Source organism: Ornithinimicrobium carbonis (genome assembly GCF_977012275.1).
Genome location: NZ_OZ348993.1, coordinates 1,928,594 through 1,941,275, shown reverse-complemented (window position 1 = coordinate 1,941,275; position 12,682 = coordinate 1,928,594). Strand labels below are relative to the sequence as shown.

The following is a 12,682-nucleotide window of genomic DNA, read 5'->3' as shown; positions in this document are numbered from 1 at the left end:
GTCAGTTCTCCTTGAACGGGAAGCCCAGCCGCTTCAGCAGCGCCCGGCCCTCGTCGTCGGTGGTGGCGGTCGTGACGACCGTGATGTCCATCCCGCGGACGCGGTCGATCCGGTCCTGGTCGATCTCGTGGAACATCGACTGCTCCGTCAGACCGAAGGTGTAGTTGCCGCGGCCGTCGAACTGCCGGGGCGAGAGCCCGCGGAAGTCGCGGATGCGCGGCAGCGCCAGGGACAGCAGCCGGTCCAGGAACTCCCACATGCGGTCGCCCCGCAGGGTGACGTGCGCACCGATGGGCATCCCCTCGCGCAGCTTGAACTGCGCGATGGAGCGGCGGGCCTTGGTCACCGAGGGCTTCTGCCCGGTGATCGTGGCCAGGTCGCGGATGGCGCCCTCGATCAGCTTGCTGTCGCGGGCCGCCTCCCCCACGCCCATGTTGACGGTGATCTTGACCAGGCCGGGAACCTGCATGACGTTGCCGTAGCCGAACTCCTCGACCAGGGCCGGCTTGATCTCGTCGGCGTAGCGCTGCTTCAGGCGCGGCGCGGTGCGGGCCTCCGCGGCCTCGGCCGCGTCGCCCTGGGTCTCGTTGATGGTCTCAGTCATGTCGCTCACAGGTCCTTACCCGAGCGCACCGCAACGCGGCTGCGCACCGTCTTGGTCCGACCGTCCTCCTGCTCGACGGTCTCGACGTGGGTGCGCACACGGGTGGGTCGCTTGTCCTCGGGGTCGACCACCATCACGTTGGACACGTGGACGGCAGCCTCCTGGACCTGGATCCCACCGGTGTTCACACCGCGGTCGCCGCCGGCACGGGTGTGCTTGGTGATGCGGTTCACGCCCTCCACCAGCACCCGGTCGGTGTCGGTGTTGACGGCGATGACGCGGCCCTGCAGGCCCTTGTCCTTGCCCGCGATGACCTGCACGAGGTCGTTCTTCTTGATCTTCATCTTCGCCATGGCTCAGATCACCTCCGGCGCGAGCGAGACGATCTTCATGAACTTCTTGTCACGCAGCTCGCGGCCCACCGGGCCGAAGATGCGGGTGCCCCGAGGGTCACCGTCGGTCTTGAGGATCACCGCTGCGTTCTCGTCGAACTTGATGTAGCTGCCGTCGGGACGACGGCGCTCCTTGCGCGTGCGCACGACGACCGCCTTGACGACGTCGCCCTTCTTGACGTTGCCGCCGGGGATCGCGTCCTTGACGGTGGCCACGATGGTGTCCCCGATGCCGGCGTAGCGGCGGCCGGAGCCACCGAGCACGCGGATGCACAGGAGCTCCTTGGCACCGGTGTTGTCGGCGACACGAAGTCGCGACTCCTGCTGGATCACTGTTCGTTCTCCTAGGTGCCGGCTGGTTCTCGCCCCGGGGGGCCGAGCCTGGCCGAACGTTGTGGACGGGTGTTGCTTACTTGGCCTTCTCGAGGATCTCCACCACGCGCCAGCGCTTGGTCGCGCTGAGCGGGCGGGTCTCCATGATGAGGACGCGGTCGCCGACGCCGGCGGTGTTGCCCTCGTCGTGCGCCTTCACCTTGTGGCTGCGACGCAGGACCTTGCCGTAGAGGGCGTGCTTGACGCGGTCCTCCACGACGACCACGACGGTCTTGTCCATCTTGTCGCTGACCACCAGGCCCTGGCGGGTCTTGCGGTAGTTGCGGTCGCCGCCGTGGCCCAGGGCGCTCGCGTCGGGCTGGTGGGCCTCGACGGTCTGCTCCGGGCTGGCCTCGACCTCGGTCGTGGTGTTCTCGCTCATCCTCAGCCCACCTTCTCGCTGGTCTCGGTCTCGACGGTCTCGCGGCCGATGCCGAGCTCGCGCTCGCGCATCTCGGTGTAGATCCGCGCGATGTCCCTACGGACGGCGCGCAGGCGGCCGTGGTTGTCCAGCTGGCCGGTGGCCGACTGGAAACGCAGGTTGAACAGCTCCTTCTTGGCCTCGGCCAGGGCGTCGGCCAACGGGCCGGCCTCCAGACCGCGCAGCTGCTCGGGGGTCAGGTTCGAGGAACCCAGTGCCATCAGATGTCACCACCCTCACGCGTGACGAAACGGGCCTTCATGGGGAGCTTGTGCATCGCCAGCCGGAGCGCCTCGCGGGCGATCTCCTCCGAGACGCCCGAGAGCTCGAACATGACGCGGCCCGGCTTGACGTTGGCCACCCACCACTCGGGCGAGCCCTTGCCGGAACCCATGCGGGTCTCGGCAGGCTTCTTGGTCAGCGGACGGTCCGGGTAGATGTTGATCCACACCTTCCCACCACGCTTGATGTAACGGGTCATGGCGATACGCGCCGACTCGATCTGCCGGTTGGTGACGTAGGCGGGCTCCAGGGCCTGGATGCCGTAGTCACCGAAGGCGACGGTCGTGCCGCCCTTGGCCATGCCGCTGCGCTTGGGGTGGTGCTGCTTGCGGTGCTTGACTCGACGGGGAATCAACATCAGGACTGCTCTCCCTCGGTGGTAGCAGGGGCGGCCTCCGCCGCAGCAGCGACGGGAACCTCGGTGGAGGCACCCTCGGCGGCCGGAGCGTCCTCGCGGCGCGGGGCGCGGCCGCCTCGACGGTCACCACGGTCCCCGGCTCCGCCGCGCGGGCCGCGCTCGGGGCGGTCGCCCCGGCGACGGTCGCCGCGGGGGCGCTCGGCCGTGGCCTCCTCGCGCGCCAGCTCCTTGGCGGTGAGGTCACCCTTGTAGATCCAGACCTTCACGCCGATGCGGCCGAAGGTCGTCTTGGCCTCGTAGAAGCCGTAGTCGATGTTCGCGCGGAGGGTGTGCAGGGGCACCCGGCCCTCGCGGTAGAACTCCGAGCGAGACATCTCGGCGCCACCGAGGCGGCCCGAGCACTGGATCCGGATGCCCTTGGCACCGGCGCGCAGCGACGACTGCAGGCCCTTGCGCATCGCGCGGCGGAACGTCACGCGGGCAGCCAGCTGCTCGGCAACGCCCTGGGCGACGAGCTGCGCGTCGACCTCGGGGTTCTTGACCTCGAGGATGTTCAGCTGCACCTGCTTGCCGGTGAGCTTCTCCAGCTCGCCACGGATGCGGTCGGCCTCGGCGCCACGGCGACCGATGACGATGCCCGGACGGGCGGTGTGGATGTCCACCCGGACGCGGTCACGGGTGCGCTCGATCTCCACCTTGGAGATGCCGGCGCGGTCCATGCCGGTGGAGAGGAGACGTCGGATGGCGACGTCCTCCTTCACGTAGTCGCGGTAGCGCTGACCCGGCTTGGTCGAGTCGGCGAACCAGCGGCTGCGGTGGTCGGTCGTGATACCCAGGCGGTAGCCGTTCGGGTTGATCTTCTGCCCCATCAGCGGGCACCTCCCTTGGGGGTACGAGGAGCGACGATCACGGTGATGTGGCTCGTACGCTTGTTGATGCGGCTGGCGCGGCCCTGGGCGCGCGGCCGGAACCGCTTCATGGTCGGGCCCTCGTCCACGTAGGCGGAGGAGACCACGAGGGTGGTCTCGTCGAAGGCGGTGCCGGTCTGGTCGGCGGCGAACCGGGCGTTGGCCACGGCACTGTTGAGCACCTTGAGCACGGGCTCGCTGGCGCTCTGCGGGGCGAACCGCATGAGGGCGACCGCCTCGGCGATGCTCTTGCCGCGGATCAGGTCCACCACGCGACGCGCCTTCATGGGCGTCACGCGGACGAACCGGGCCTGGGCCCTGGCTTCCATCGTCTGTCCTTCGCTGGTCGTGGTGCTCAACGTCGGCGGCCCTTCTTGTCGTCCTTCTCGTGACCCTTGAACGTGCGGGTCGGAGCGAACTCACCGAGCTTGTGGCCGACCATCGACTCGGTCACGAAGACCGGGACGTGCTTGCGGCCGTCGTGCACGGCCAGGGTGTGGCCGAGCATCTCGGGGGTGATCATCGACCGGCGGGACCAGGTCTTGATGACGTTCTTGGTTCCGGCCTCGTTCTGCGCGTCCACCTTCTTGGTGAGGTGGTCGTCGACGAACGGGCCCTTCTTCAGGCTGCGAGGCATCTGTCGTTACTCCTAGCTCAGCGCTTCTTGCCGCGACGACGCACGATGAGCTTGTCGCTGGGCTTGTTGGGCTTACGGGTCCGACCCTCGGGCTGGCCCCACGGGCTGACCGGGTGGCGACCGCCGGACGTGCGACCCTCACCACCACCGTGCGGGTGGTCCACCGGGTTCATCACGACACCGCGCACGGTGGGACGACGTCCCTTCCACCGCATCCGGCCCGCCTTGCCCCAGTTGATGTTGCTCTGCTCGGCGTTGCCGACCTCGCCGACGGTCGCGCGGCAGCGCGAGTCGACGTTGCGGATCTCGCCGGAGGGCATGCGCAGCTGCGCCATCTTGCCCTCCTTGGCGACCAGCTGGACGCGGGTGCCGGCGGAACGGGCGATCTTGGCGCCGCCACCGGGGCGGAGCTCGATGCAGTGCACGACGGTGCCGACCGGGATGTTGCGCAGCGGCAGGTTGTTGCCGGGCTTGATGTCCGCGGACGGCCCGTTCTCGATCGTGTCGCCCTGGCGCAGCTTGTTCGGCGCGACGATGTAGCGCTTCTCGCCGTCGGTGTAGTGCAGCAGCGCGATGCGGGCGGTGCGGTTGGGGTCGTACTCGATGTGGGCGACCTTGGCGTTCACGCCGTCCTTGTCGGCACGGCGGAAGTCGATCACGCGGTAGGCACGCTTGTGCCCGCCGCCGATGTGGCGGGTGGTGATCCGACCGGAGGCGTTGCGTCCGCCGGTCTTGCTCAGCGGCCGCACCAGGGACTTCTCCGGCGTGGTGCGGGTCACCTCGACGAAGTCCGCCACGCTGGAGCCGCGTCGGCCCGGCGTCGTCGGCTTGTACTTACGGATAGCCATGTGGGTTGCAGTCCTTTAGCTCTAGACCCTCGGCGCTCAGAGCGTGCCGAAGATGTCGATGGTGCCGTCCTTGAGCGTGACGATCGCGCGCTTGACGTCCTTGCGGCGGCCGGTGCCGAACCGCGTGCGGCGCGACTTGCCCGGGCGGTTCAGGGTGTGGACCGAGGAGACCTTGACGCCGAAGATGTTCTCGACGGCCTTCTTGATCTCGGACTTGTTCGCGCGCGGGTCGACCAGGAAGGTGTACTTTCCCTGGTCCAGCAGCGCGTAGGACTTCTCGGAGACGACCGGCGACAGCAGGATGTCGCGCGGGTCCTTCTGCACGGTGCTCACTTCTCCTCCTCGGTGGCCGGTGCGGCCGTGCCGGCGCGGGACACGAAGGCGTCCAGCGCGGCCTGGGTGAAGACCACGTCGTCGGCGCACAGCACGTCGTAGGTGTTGAGCTGGTCGACGAAGAGCACGTGCACGTCGGCGAGGTTGCGCAGGCTCTTCAGCCCGATCTCGTCGGCACGGTCGATGACCACCAGCAGGTTGGGCCGCTCGGTGAGGCCGGACAGTGCCGCCCACGCGGTGCTGGTCGAGGGGGTCTCACCCTCGACGAGCGCGGTCAGCACGTGGATGCGGCCGTGACGGGCCCGGTCGGACAGCGCCCCGCGCAGCGCGGCGGCCTTCATCTTCTTGGGGGTCCGCTGGGCGTAGTTCCGCGGCTGCGGGCCGTGGACGACGCCACCGCCGGCGAACTGCGGCGCACGGACCGAGCCCTGGCGGGCGCGGCCGGTGCCCTTCTGGCGGTAGGGCTTGCGCCCACCGCCGCGGACCTCGCCGCGGGTCTTGGTGGAGTGCGTCCCCTGGCGGGCCGCGGCCAGCTGGGCCACGACGACCTGGTGGATCAGCGGCACGTTGGTCTGCACGTCGAACAGCTCGGCGGGCAGCTCCGTGGTGCCGGCGGAGCCACCGGCCGGTGTGTGAACGGAGACGGTCGGAAGTGCCATGATGATGTTCACGCCCCCTTCGCGGCCGTGCGGACCAGGACGATGCCGCCACGAGGGCCGGGAACGGCACCCTTGATCAGCAGCAGGCCCTTGTCGGCGTCCACGGCGTGGATGGTCAGGTTCGGGGTGGTCTGACGCACGCCGCCCATGCGGCCGGCCATGCGCAGGCCCTTGAAGACCTTGCCCGGGGTGGCGCAGCCACCGATCGAGCCAGGCTTGCGGTGGTTGCGGTGCGCACCGTGGGAGGCGCCCACGCCGTGGAAGCCGTGACGCTTCATGACGCCGGCGAAGCCCTTGCCCTTGGTGGTGCCGGTGACGTCGACCCGCTGACCGTCCTCGAAGGTCTCGACCGTGACCTCCTGGCCGAGCTGGTACTCCCCGGCGTCGGAGGTGCGCAGCTCCACGAGGTGGCGGCGCGGGGTGACCCCGGCCTTCTCGAAGTGGCCGCGCAGCGGCTGGGTGACCTTGCGGGGGTCGATCGTGCCGAAGCCGATCTGGACGGCGTCGTACCCGTCGGTCTGCGCGTCGCGGACCTGGGTCACGACGCAGGGGCCGGCCTTGACGACCGTCACGGGCACCAAGCGGTTCTCGGCGTCCCAGACCTGGGTCATGCCGAGCTTCTCGCCGAGGACACCCTTGACGGCGCGCACGGTGGTAGTGGTAGCAGTCATCGTCACACTCACAGCTTGATCTCGATGTTGACGTCCGCCGGCAGGTCGAGGCGCATCAACGAGTCGACCGCCTTGGGCGTCGGGTCGACGATGTCGATGAGCCGCTTGTGGGTGCGCATCTCGAAGTGCTCGCGGCTGTCCTTGTACTTGTGGGGCGACCGGATGACGCAGAAGACGTTCTTCTCCGTCGGGAGCGGCACCGGGCCGACCACGGTGGCGCCGGCACGGGTCACCGTGTCAACGATCTTGCGCGCCGAGCTGTCGATGACCTCGTGGTCATAAGACTTCAGCCGGATGCGGATCTTCTGTCCCGCCATCGCTTGTCTGACTCTCTCTCGTCGTCCTACAGAACATTCCTGGACCGTCGGTCACCCTGGACCGGACTCCGACCCCCGCGGTCGGGCGTGTCGCGCCTCCTGCGGAGGTGTCCCACGCTCGCTCGCGCTACTTCATCGGGCTGGTGTCCGTCCCGGCGACCGCCGGGGCTTGCGCTGCCGTCGCCCGCGCTCCTTCCGTGTCCCCGGGGCGGCTGCCCCGACCACGACGATCGCGCGTGCCGGACGGCTGGCGACGCACACACGGGTGCGCGTCACGCGTCAAGCAACCTGCCTAGTGTGCCACGAAGCGGTGGCGCACCCCAAATCCGCCCGGTCGGGCCCCCGGGAGGGTGGGTCGTCCGGGTGTCCGCCCGGTCAGCTCTCCTGCTTGATGGCGGAGATCTCGAACTCGAGGCTCACCTTCTCCGACACCAGCACCCCGCCGGTGTCCAGGGGCATGTTCCAGTGCAGCCCGAAGTCCCTGCGGTTGAGCCGGCGGGTGGCCTCGAAGCCGGCCCGCAGGTTTCCCATGGGGTCGCGCTGCACCCCGAGCAGGGCGATCGGGATGGCCACCTGCTTGGTGACCTCCTTGATGGTCAGGTCCCCCACGACCATGAAGTTGCCCTCCTCGACCTCGTCGATGGTGGAGGAGACGAACCGGATGTCGGGGTAGCGCTCGGCGTCGAAGAAGTCGATGGAGCGCAGGTGCTCGTCCCGCTGCTCGTTGTTCGTGGTGACGCTCGCCGTGCCCAGCCGCACCTCCACCCGGGAGGCGGAGACGCTCTCGGCGTCGACGTGGATGGTCCCCTCCACGTCGGTGAACGTGCCCCGCACCGTGGTGACCATGGCGTGCCGGGCGGAGAAGCCGATGCGCGTGTGGCCCGGGTCGAAACGCCACACGCCCGCCATCGCTGGGTCGAGGTCGGCCACGGGACTCCTCCTGTTGTCATGGTCGCCCGCGCCCGTGCCGGCGCGGTGGTCCTGTCCTTCCGCAGCGTACCTGCCACCGGCCCGAAAGGCCGGGAGGACACCAGGACATGCAGCAGGCCCCCGCCACCGGGTGGGTGGCGGGGGCCTGCTGGACCGGGAGGGTCAGGTCACTTGAGGATCTTGGTGACCCGGCCGGCGCCGACGGTGCGGCCACCCTCGCGGATGTTGAACATCAGGCCCTCCTCCATGGCGATCGGCTGGATCAGCTCCACGCGCATGTCGGTGTTGTCGCCGGGCATGACCATCTCGGTGCCCTCGGGCAGGTGGCACACGCCGGTCACGTCCGTGGTCCGGAAGTAGAACTGCGGACGGTAGTTGTCGTAGAACGGGGTGTGGCGGCCACCCTCGTCCTTGCTCAGGATGTAGGCCTGGGCCTCGAACTCGGTGTGCGGGGTGATCGAGCCCGGCTTGACGATGACCTGGCCGCGCTCCACCTCCTCGCGCTTGGTGCCACGGAGCAGCAGACCGACGTTCTCGCCCGCCCGACCCTCGTCGAGCAGCTTGCGGAACATCTCGATGCCGGTGACGGTCGTCTTCATCGAGTTCTCCTTGATGCCGACGATCTCCACCTCCTCGTTGACCTTCAGGACGCCGCGCTCGATACGACCGGTGACGACGGTGCCACGACCGGTGATCGTGAACACGTCCTCGACGGGCATCATGAACGGCTTGTCGAGGTCACGCTCCGGCTCGGGGATGTACTCGTCCACCGTGTCCATGAGGTCGGCCACGCTCTGGGCCCACTTCTCGTCGCCCTCGAGGGCCTTGAGCGCGGAGACGCGCACGACCGGGAGGTCGTCGCCGGGGAACTCGTAGGAGGACAGCAGCTCGCGGACCTCCATCTCGACGAGCTCCATGATCTCCTCGTCGTCGACCATGTCGGACTTGTTCAGCGCCACGACGATGTAGGGGACGCCGACCTGGCGGGCCAGGAGGACGTGCTCCTTGGTCTGCGGCATCGGGCCGTCGGTGGCGGCGACCACGAGGATGGCGCCGTCCATCTGGGCCGCACCGGTGATCATGTTCTTCACGTAGTCGGCGTGACCGGGGCAGTCGACGTGCGCGTAGTGGCGCTTCTCGGTCTGGTACTCGATGTGCGCGATCGAGATCGTGATACCGCGCTGACGCTCCTCCGGAGCCTTGTCGATCGAGTCGAACGGCGACGCCTCGTTCAGGGTCGGGTACTTGTCGTGCAGCACCTTGGAGATGGCAGCCGTCAACGTGGTCTTGCCGTGGTCGATGTGACCGATCGTTCCGATGTTGACGTGCGGCTTGCTCCGCTCGAACTTGGCCTTGGCCACTGGGGTCCTCCTGTTGGACGGGTTGTGCTCGTCACCGGCTGGGTGCCGCGACGACGTTCACTGGTTTGCTGGAAAGGTGGTGCGTCGGTCCATCACTCCGCAGGGCGAAGTGACTTGTCAGCTCACTCGCCGCGGACCTTCTTGATGATCTCCTCCGCGACGTTCCGGGGAACCTCGGCGTAGGAGTCGAACTGCATCGTGTAGTTGGCACGACCCTGGGTCTTGGACCGGAGGTCACCAACGTACCCGAACATCTCGGACAGCGGCACGACGGCCCGGACCACCTTGGCGCCGGAGACGTCCTCCATCGCCTGGATGTGCCCGCGGCGCGAGTTCAGGTCGCCGATGACGTCGCCCATGTAGTCCTCGGGCGTGCGCACCTCGACGGCCATGACCGGCTCGAGCAGGACCGGGTCGGCCTTGCGGGCGGCCTCCTTGAAGGCCATCGAGCCGGCGATCTTGAACGCCATCTCCGAGGAGTCGACGTCGTGGTAGGCACCGTCGAGAAGGGTCGCCTTGACCCCCACGACCGGGTAGCCGGCCAGGATGCCCAGCTGCATGGCGTCCTGGATGCCGTGGTCCACCGAGGGGATGTACTCCTTGGGGACCCGGCCACCGGTGACGACGTTCTCGAAGGTGTAGAGCTCGCCCTCGCCGGTCTCCATCGGCTCCAGCGCGATCTGGATCTTGGCGAACTGGCCCGACCCACCCGTCTGCTTCTTGTGGGTGTAGTCGAACTTCTCCACCTTGCGCCGGATGGTCTCGCGGTAGGCGACCTGGGGGGCGCCCACGTTCGCCTCCACCTTGAACTCGCGCTTCATCCGGTCCACGAGGATGTCGAGGTGGAGCTCGCCCATGCCGCCGATGACGGTCTGACCAGTCTCCTCGTCCAGACGGACGGTGAAGGTGGGGTCCTCCTGCGCGAGCTTCTGGATCGCGGTGCCCAGCTTCTCCTGGTCACCCTTGGTCCTGGGCTCGATCGCCACGTGGATGACCGGCTCCGGGAAGGTCATCGACTCCAGGATGATCTGCTGGCCGACGTCGCACAGGGTGTCCCCCGTGGTCGTGTCCTTGAGCCCGATCACGGCGTAGATGTGACCCGCGGAGACCTTCTCGACCGGGTTCTCCTTGTTGGCGTGCATCTGGAACAGCTTGCCCAGACGCTCCTTGCGACCCTTGGTCGCGTTCATCACGGGCGAGCCCGCGGTGATCTCGCCGGAGTAGACCCGGATGTAGGTCAGGGTGCCGAAGAAGGGGTGCGAGGCGATCTTGAACGCCAGGGCCGCGAACGGCTCCTTGGTGTCCGGGCTGCGGGTGATGACCGTCTCCTCGTCACCGGGCTTGTGCCCCTCGGTCGGGGGCAGGTCCACCGGGGAGGGCAGGTAGGCCACGACCGCGTCGAGCAGGGGCTGCACGCCCTTGTTCTTGAACGCCGTCCCGCAGAACACCGGGTTGACCTCGCCGGCCAGGGTCAGCGCACGCACACCGGCCTTGATCTCCTCCTCGGTCAGCTCCTCGCCGCCGAGGTACTTCTCCAGCAGCTGGTCGTCGGACTCGGCGACCCGCTCGAGCAGGATGCTGCGGTACTCGTCCGCCCGCTCCTGCAGGTCGGCCGGGATGTCCCCGGTCTCGTAGGCCTCACCCAGCGGGGTGTCGATGGACCAGGTGAGCGCCTTCATGCTCACCAGGTCGACCATGCCGACGAAGTCGGCCTCGGACCCGATCGGCAGCTGCATGACCAGCGGGGTCGCGCCGAGGCGGTCCACCATGGTCTTGACCGAGAAGTAGAAGTCGGCCCCCATCTTGTCCATCTTGTTGATGAAGCACATGCGGGGGACGCCGTACTTGTCGGCCTGGCGCCAGACGGTCTCGGACTGGGGCTCGACACCCTCCTTGCCGTCGAAAACGGCGACGGCGCCGTCGAGCACGCGCAGGTTGCGCTCCACCTCGACGGTGAAGTCCACGTGGCCGGGCGTGTCGATCAGGTTGATCTGCGTGCCCTTCCAGAAGCTGGTGACGGCGGCGGAGGTGATGGTGATCCCCCGCTCCTTCTCCTGGTCCATCCAGTCGGTCGTCGACGCGCCGTCGTGCGTCTCGCCCATCTTGTGCTTGACACCCGTGTAGAACAGGATGCGCTCGGTGGTCGTCGTCTTGCCGGCATCGATGTGCGCCATGATGCCGATGTTGCGGACCTTCGTCAGGTCCGTCAGGACGTCCTGTGCCACGGTCTCTCTCTCTGCTTGGTGGTGCTCGTCGTCGTGTGCGGCGGGTGCGGGGGGCGAGGGGCGCGCGGCGCCCGGGCGGGCGCGCGCGGCATACCCTCACCCCCGCGCGGTCACCAGCGGTAGTGCGCGAAGGCCTTGTTGGCCTCGGCCATCTTGTGCGTGTCCTCGCGACGCTTCACCGCGGCGCCCAGGCCGTTGCTCGCGTCGAGGATCTCGTTCATCAGGCGCTCGGTCATCGTCTTCTCGCGACGCTGACGGGAGTAGCCGACGAGCCAGCGCAGGGCCAGCGTGGTGCTGCGGCCCGGCTTGACCTCGATCGGCACCTGGTAGGTGGCGCCACCGACGCGACGGGACTTGACCTCCAGGGCCGGCTTGACGTTGTCCAGCGCACGCTTGAGCGTCTGCACCGGGTCGGTGCCGGTCTTGGCCCGGCAGCCCTCGAGGGCGCCGTAGACGATGCGCTCGGCGGTGGACTTCTTGCCGTCCGTGAGGATCTTGTTGACGAGCTGGGTGACCAGCTGGCTGCCGTAGACCGGGTCCTGGATCAGCGGGCGCTTGGGAGCGGGGCCCTTACGAGGCATTACTTCTTCTCCTTCTTCGCGCCGTAGCGGGAGCGGGACTGGTTGCGCCCCTTGACGCCCTGCGTGTCCAGGGACCCGCGGATGATCTTGTAGCGGACACCCGGAAGGTCCTTCACGCGGCCGCCGCGGACGAGCACGATCGAGTGCTCCTGCAGGTTGTGGCCGACGCCCGGAATGTAGGCCGTGACCTCGACGCCGCTGGTCAGGCGCACACGGGCGACCTTGCGCAGGGCGGAGTTCGGCTTCTTGGGGGTGGTGGTGTAGACGCGGGTGCAGACGCCGCGGCGCTGCGGGTTGCCCTTGAGGGCCGGCGAGTCGGACTTCTTCACCTTGTCCGAGCGGCCCTTGCGGACGAGCTGGTTGATCGTGGGCACTGATTCTCCGTCAGTCGTTGGTCTTCCGCGGGTCCCCCGGCTGCTCGCCGCGGGTCGCGCTCCTTGGGTTTCGCCTGTCCGTCCCCCGGGAAGGAGGTCGGACACGCTGCTCTCCCCTGCACTTCCCGTCCGACCCGCCGTGGTGCATGATGTGCCTCACGGGCGGGACCGGGGCGGACTGCCCGGCGAGAGATGGTCGTGGTCGGGCCTGGTCGGGGACCGGGCACCTGCACGCGTGCAGGGCCTGGCCCACACACAGTTCTCCAGAGTACCGGCTGCCGGGGGGCACGGACAAATCACGGTGCGCGCTCCCCGCCCGGACCTTTCGCCACGCACGAGGGGCGGGTATGCCGTTCGCACGGCATACCCGCCCCTCGCGGCGGACCTGGGGCCGGGACGGGCCCGACCC

Annotated in this window: 19 protein-coding genes; all 19 read right to left on the bottom strand. The window is 68.5% G+C overall.

The window, feature by feature from the left end:
- Position 1: 1 nt before the first annotated feature.
- The 19 genes from rplE to rpsL all read right to left on the bottom strand — a co-directional run bounded on the left by rplE (position 2) and on the right by rpsL (position 12,273).
- Positions 2-604, bottom strand: a complete 603-nt coding sequence (gene rplE / locus ACWHYA_RS08755; RefSeq protein ID WP_425944025.1) for a 50S ribosomal protein L5 — start codon at positions 602-604, stop codon at positions 2-4.
- A 5-nt stretch (positions 605-609) separates the two neighbouring features.
- Positions 610-957, bottom strand: a complete 348-nt coding sequence (gene rplX / locus ACWHYA_RS08750; RefSeq protein ID WP_425944027.1) for a 50S ribosomal protein L24 — start codon at positions 955-957, stop codon at positions 610-612.
- A gap of 3 nt (positions 958-960) precedes the next feature.
- On the bottom strand, positions 961-1,329 hold the full coding sequence (rplN, locus tag ACWHYA_RS08745) for a 50S ribosomal protein L14 (RefSeq protein WP_425944029.1): 369 nt from the start codon (positions 1,327-1,329) through the stop codon (positions 961-963).
- A 76-nt stretch (positions 1,330-1,405) separates the two neighbouring features.
- Positions 1,406-1,750 carry a 30S ribosomal protein S17 gene (gene rpsQ / locus ACWHYA_RS08740; protein WP_425944031.1) on the bottom strand — a complete coding sequence of 115 codons (345 nt, stop codon included), beginning with the start codon at positions 1,748-1,750 and terminating at the stop codon, positions 1,406-1,408.
- A gap of 2 nt (positions 1,751-1,752) precedes the next feature.
- Positions 1,753-2,010, bottom strand: a complete 258-nt coding sequence (gene rpmC, locus ACWHYA_RS08735) for a 50S ribosomal protein L29 (RefSeq protein WP_425944033.1) — start codon at positions 2,008-2,010, stop codon at positions 1,753-1,755.
- A complete protein-coding gene (gene rplP, locus ACWHYA_RS08730; RefSeq protein WP_141339053.1) occupies positions 2,010-2,429 on the bottom strand; it encodes a 50S ribosomal protein L16 in 420 nt (139 codons plus the stop codon). The genes rpmC and rplP overlap by 1 nt, the downstream gene beginning before the upstream one ends.
- Positions 2,429-3,298: a 30S ribosomal protein S3 gene (gene rpsC, locus ACWHYA_RS08725; protein ID WP_425944036.1), complete on the bottom strand. Its 870-nt coding sequence runs from the start codon at positions 3,296-3,298 to the stop codon at positions 2,429-2,431. The genes rplP and rpsC overlap by 1 nt, the downstream gene beginning before the upstream one ends.
- Entirely contained in the window at positions 3,298-3,666 is a 369-nt protein-coding gene (gene rplV / locus ACWHYA_RS08720) for a 50S ribosomal protein L22 (protein ID WP_425944195.1), read from the bottom strand. Before rplV ends, rpsC begins: the two co-directional genes overlap by 1 nt.
- 26 nt (positions 3,667-3,692) lie before the next feature.
- Complete coding sequence (gene rpsS, locus ACWHYA_RS08715; RefSeq protein ID WP_075956900.1) at positions 3,693-3,974, bottom strand: 30S ribosomal protein S19; 282 nt, start codon at positions 3,972-3,974, stop codon at positions 3,693-3,695.
- Positions 3,975-3,991: 17 nt separating this feature from the next.
- Positions 3,992-4,822 carry a 50S ribosomal protein L2 gene (gene rplB, locus ACWHYA_RS08710; RefSeq protein ID WP_425944038.1) on the bottom strand — a complete coding sequence of 277 codons (831 nt, stop codon included), beginning with the start codon at positions 4,820-4,822 and terminating at the stop codon, positions 3,992-3,994.
- 36 nt (positions 4,823-4,858) lie between these two features.
- Positions 4,859-5,155, bottom strand: a complete 297-nt coding sequence (rplW, locus tag ACWHYA_RS08705; RefSeq protein ID WP_425944040.1) for a 50S ribosomal protein L23 — start codon at positions 5,153-5,155, stop codon at positions 4,859-4,861.
- Positions 5,152-5,814 (bottom strand): 50S ribosomal protein L4, encoded by a 663-nt coding sequence (gene rplD / locus ACWHYA_RS08700; RefSeq protein WP_425944042.1) that lies wholly within the window; start codon positions 5,812-5,814, stop codon positions 5,152-5,154. Before rplD ends, rplW begins: the two co-directional genes overlap by 4 nt.
- 8 nt (positions 5,815-5,822) lie before the next feature.
- On the bottom strand, positions 5,823-6,485 hold the full coding sequence (gene rplC / locus ACWHYA_RS08695; protein ID WP_425944044.1) for a 50S ribosomal protein L3: 663 nt from the start codon (positions 6,483-6,485) through the stop codon (positions 5,823-5,825).
- Between the two features lie 8 nt (positions 6,486-6,493).
- A complete protein-coding gene (gene rpsJ / locus ACWHYA_RS08690; protein WP_006946210.1) occupies positions 6,494-6,802 on the bottom strand; it encodes a 30S ribosomal protein S10 in 309 nt (102 codons plus the stop codon).
- 375 nt (positions 6,803-7,177) lie between these two features.
- The gene (locus ACWHYA_RS08685; RefSeq protein WP_237769954.1) at positions 7,178-7,732 is read right to left on the bottom strand and encodes a YceI family protein; all 555 of its coding nucleotides are present in this window, start codon (positions 7,730-7,732) and stop codon (positions 7,178-7,180) included.
- A 167-nt stretch (positions 7,733-7,899) separates the two neighbouring features.
- Positions 7,900-9,093: an elongation factor Tu gene (gene tuf, locus ACWHYA_RS08680; protein ID WP_425944048.1), complete on the bottom strand. Its 1,194-nt coding sequence runs from the start codon at positions 9,091-9,093 to the stop codon at positions 7,900-7,902.
- Between the two features lie 122 nt (positions 9,094-9,215).
- Positions 9,216-11,318, bottom strand: coding sequence for an elongation factor G (gene fusA / locus ACWHYA_RS08675; protein WP_425944050.1), 2,103 nt, complete (start codon positions 11,316-11,318; stop codon positions 9,216-9,218).
- A 110-nt stretch (positions 11,319-11,428) separates the two neighbouring features.
- A complete protein-coding gene (rpsG, locus tag ACWHYA_RS08670) occupies positions 11,429-11,899 on the bottom strand; it encodes a 30S ribosomal protein S7 (RefSeq protein ID WP_425944052.1) in 471 nt (156 codons plus the stop codon).
- Positions 11,899-12,273 carry a 30S ribosomal protein S12 gene (gene rpsL, locus ACWHYA_RS08665; protein WP_097188205.1) on the bottom strand — a complete coding sequence of 125 codons (375 nt, stop codon included), beginning with the start codon at positions 12,271-12,273 and terminating at the stop codon, positions 11,899-11,901. The genes rpsG and rpsL overlap by 1 nt, the downstream gene beginning before the upstream one ends.
- Between the last annotated feature and the right edge of the window lie 409 nt (positions 12,274-12,682).

What these genes read in the sequence shown, in the direction of transcription:
- rplD (WP_425944042.1), bottom strand. Translation starts at nt 5,814, where the DNA reads ATGGCACTTCCGACCGTCTCCGTTCACACACCGGCCGGTGGCTCCGCC.
- rplB (WP_425944038.1), bottom strand. Translation starts at nt 4,822, where the DNA reads ATGGCTATCCGTAAGTACAAGCCGACGACGCCGGGCCGACGCGGCTCC.
- rpsJ (WP_006946210.1), bottom strand. Translation starts at nt 6,802, where the DNA reads ATGGCGGGACAGAAGATCCGCATCCGGCTGAAGTCTTATGACCACGAG.
- rplC (WP_425944044.1), bottom strand. Translation starts at nt 6,485, where the DNA reads ATGACTGCTACCACTACCACCGTGCGCGCCGTCAAGGGTGTCCTCGGC.
- rplP (WP_141339053.1), bottom strand. Translation starts at nt 2,429, where the DNA reads ATGTTGATTCCCCGTCGAGTCAAGCACCGCAAGCAGCACCACCCCAAG.
- rpsG (WP_425944052.1), bottom strand. Translation starts at nt 11,899, where the DNA reads ATGCCTCGTAAGGGCCCCGCTCCCAAGCGCCCGCTGATCCAGGACCCG.
- rplE (WP_425944025.1), bottom strand. Translation starts at nt 604, where the DNA reads ATGACTGAGACCATCAACGAGACCCAGGGCGACGCGGCCGAGGCCGCG.
- rplV (WP_425944195.1), bottom strand. Translation starts at nt 3,666, where the DNA reads ATGGAAGCCAGGGCCCAGGCCCGGTTCGTCCGCGTGACGCCCATGAAG.
- rpmC (WP_425944033.1), bottom strand. Translation starts at nt 2,010, where the DNA reads ATGGCACTGGGTTCCTCGAACCTGACCCCCGAGCAGCTGCGCGGTCTG.
- rpsQ (WP_425944031.1), bottom strand. Translation starts at nt 1,750, where the DNA reads ATGAGCGAGAACACCACGACCGAGGTCGAGGCCAGCCCGGAGCAGACC.
- rpsS (WP_075956900.1), bottom strand. Translation starts at nt 3,974, where the DNA reads ATGCCTCGCAGCCTGAAGAAGGGCCCGTTCGTCGACGACCACCTCACC.
- rplX (WP_425944027.1), bottom strand. Translation starts at nt 957, where the DNA reads ATGGCGAAGATGAAGATCAAGAAGAACGACCTCGTGCAGGTCATCGCG.
- rpsC (WP_425944036.1), bottom strand. Translation starts at nt 3,298, where the DNA reads ATGGGGCAGAAGATCAACCCGAACGGCTACCGCCTGGGTATCACGACC.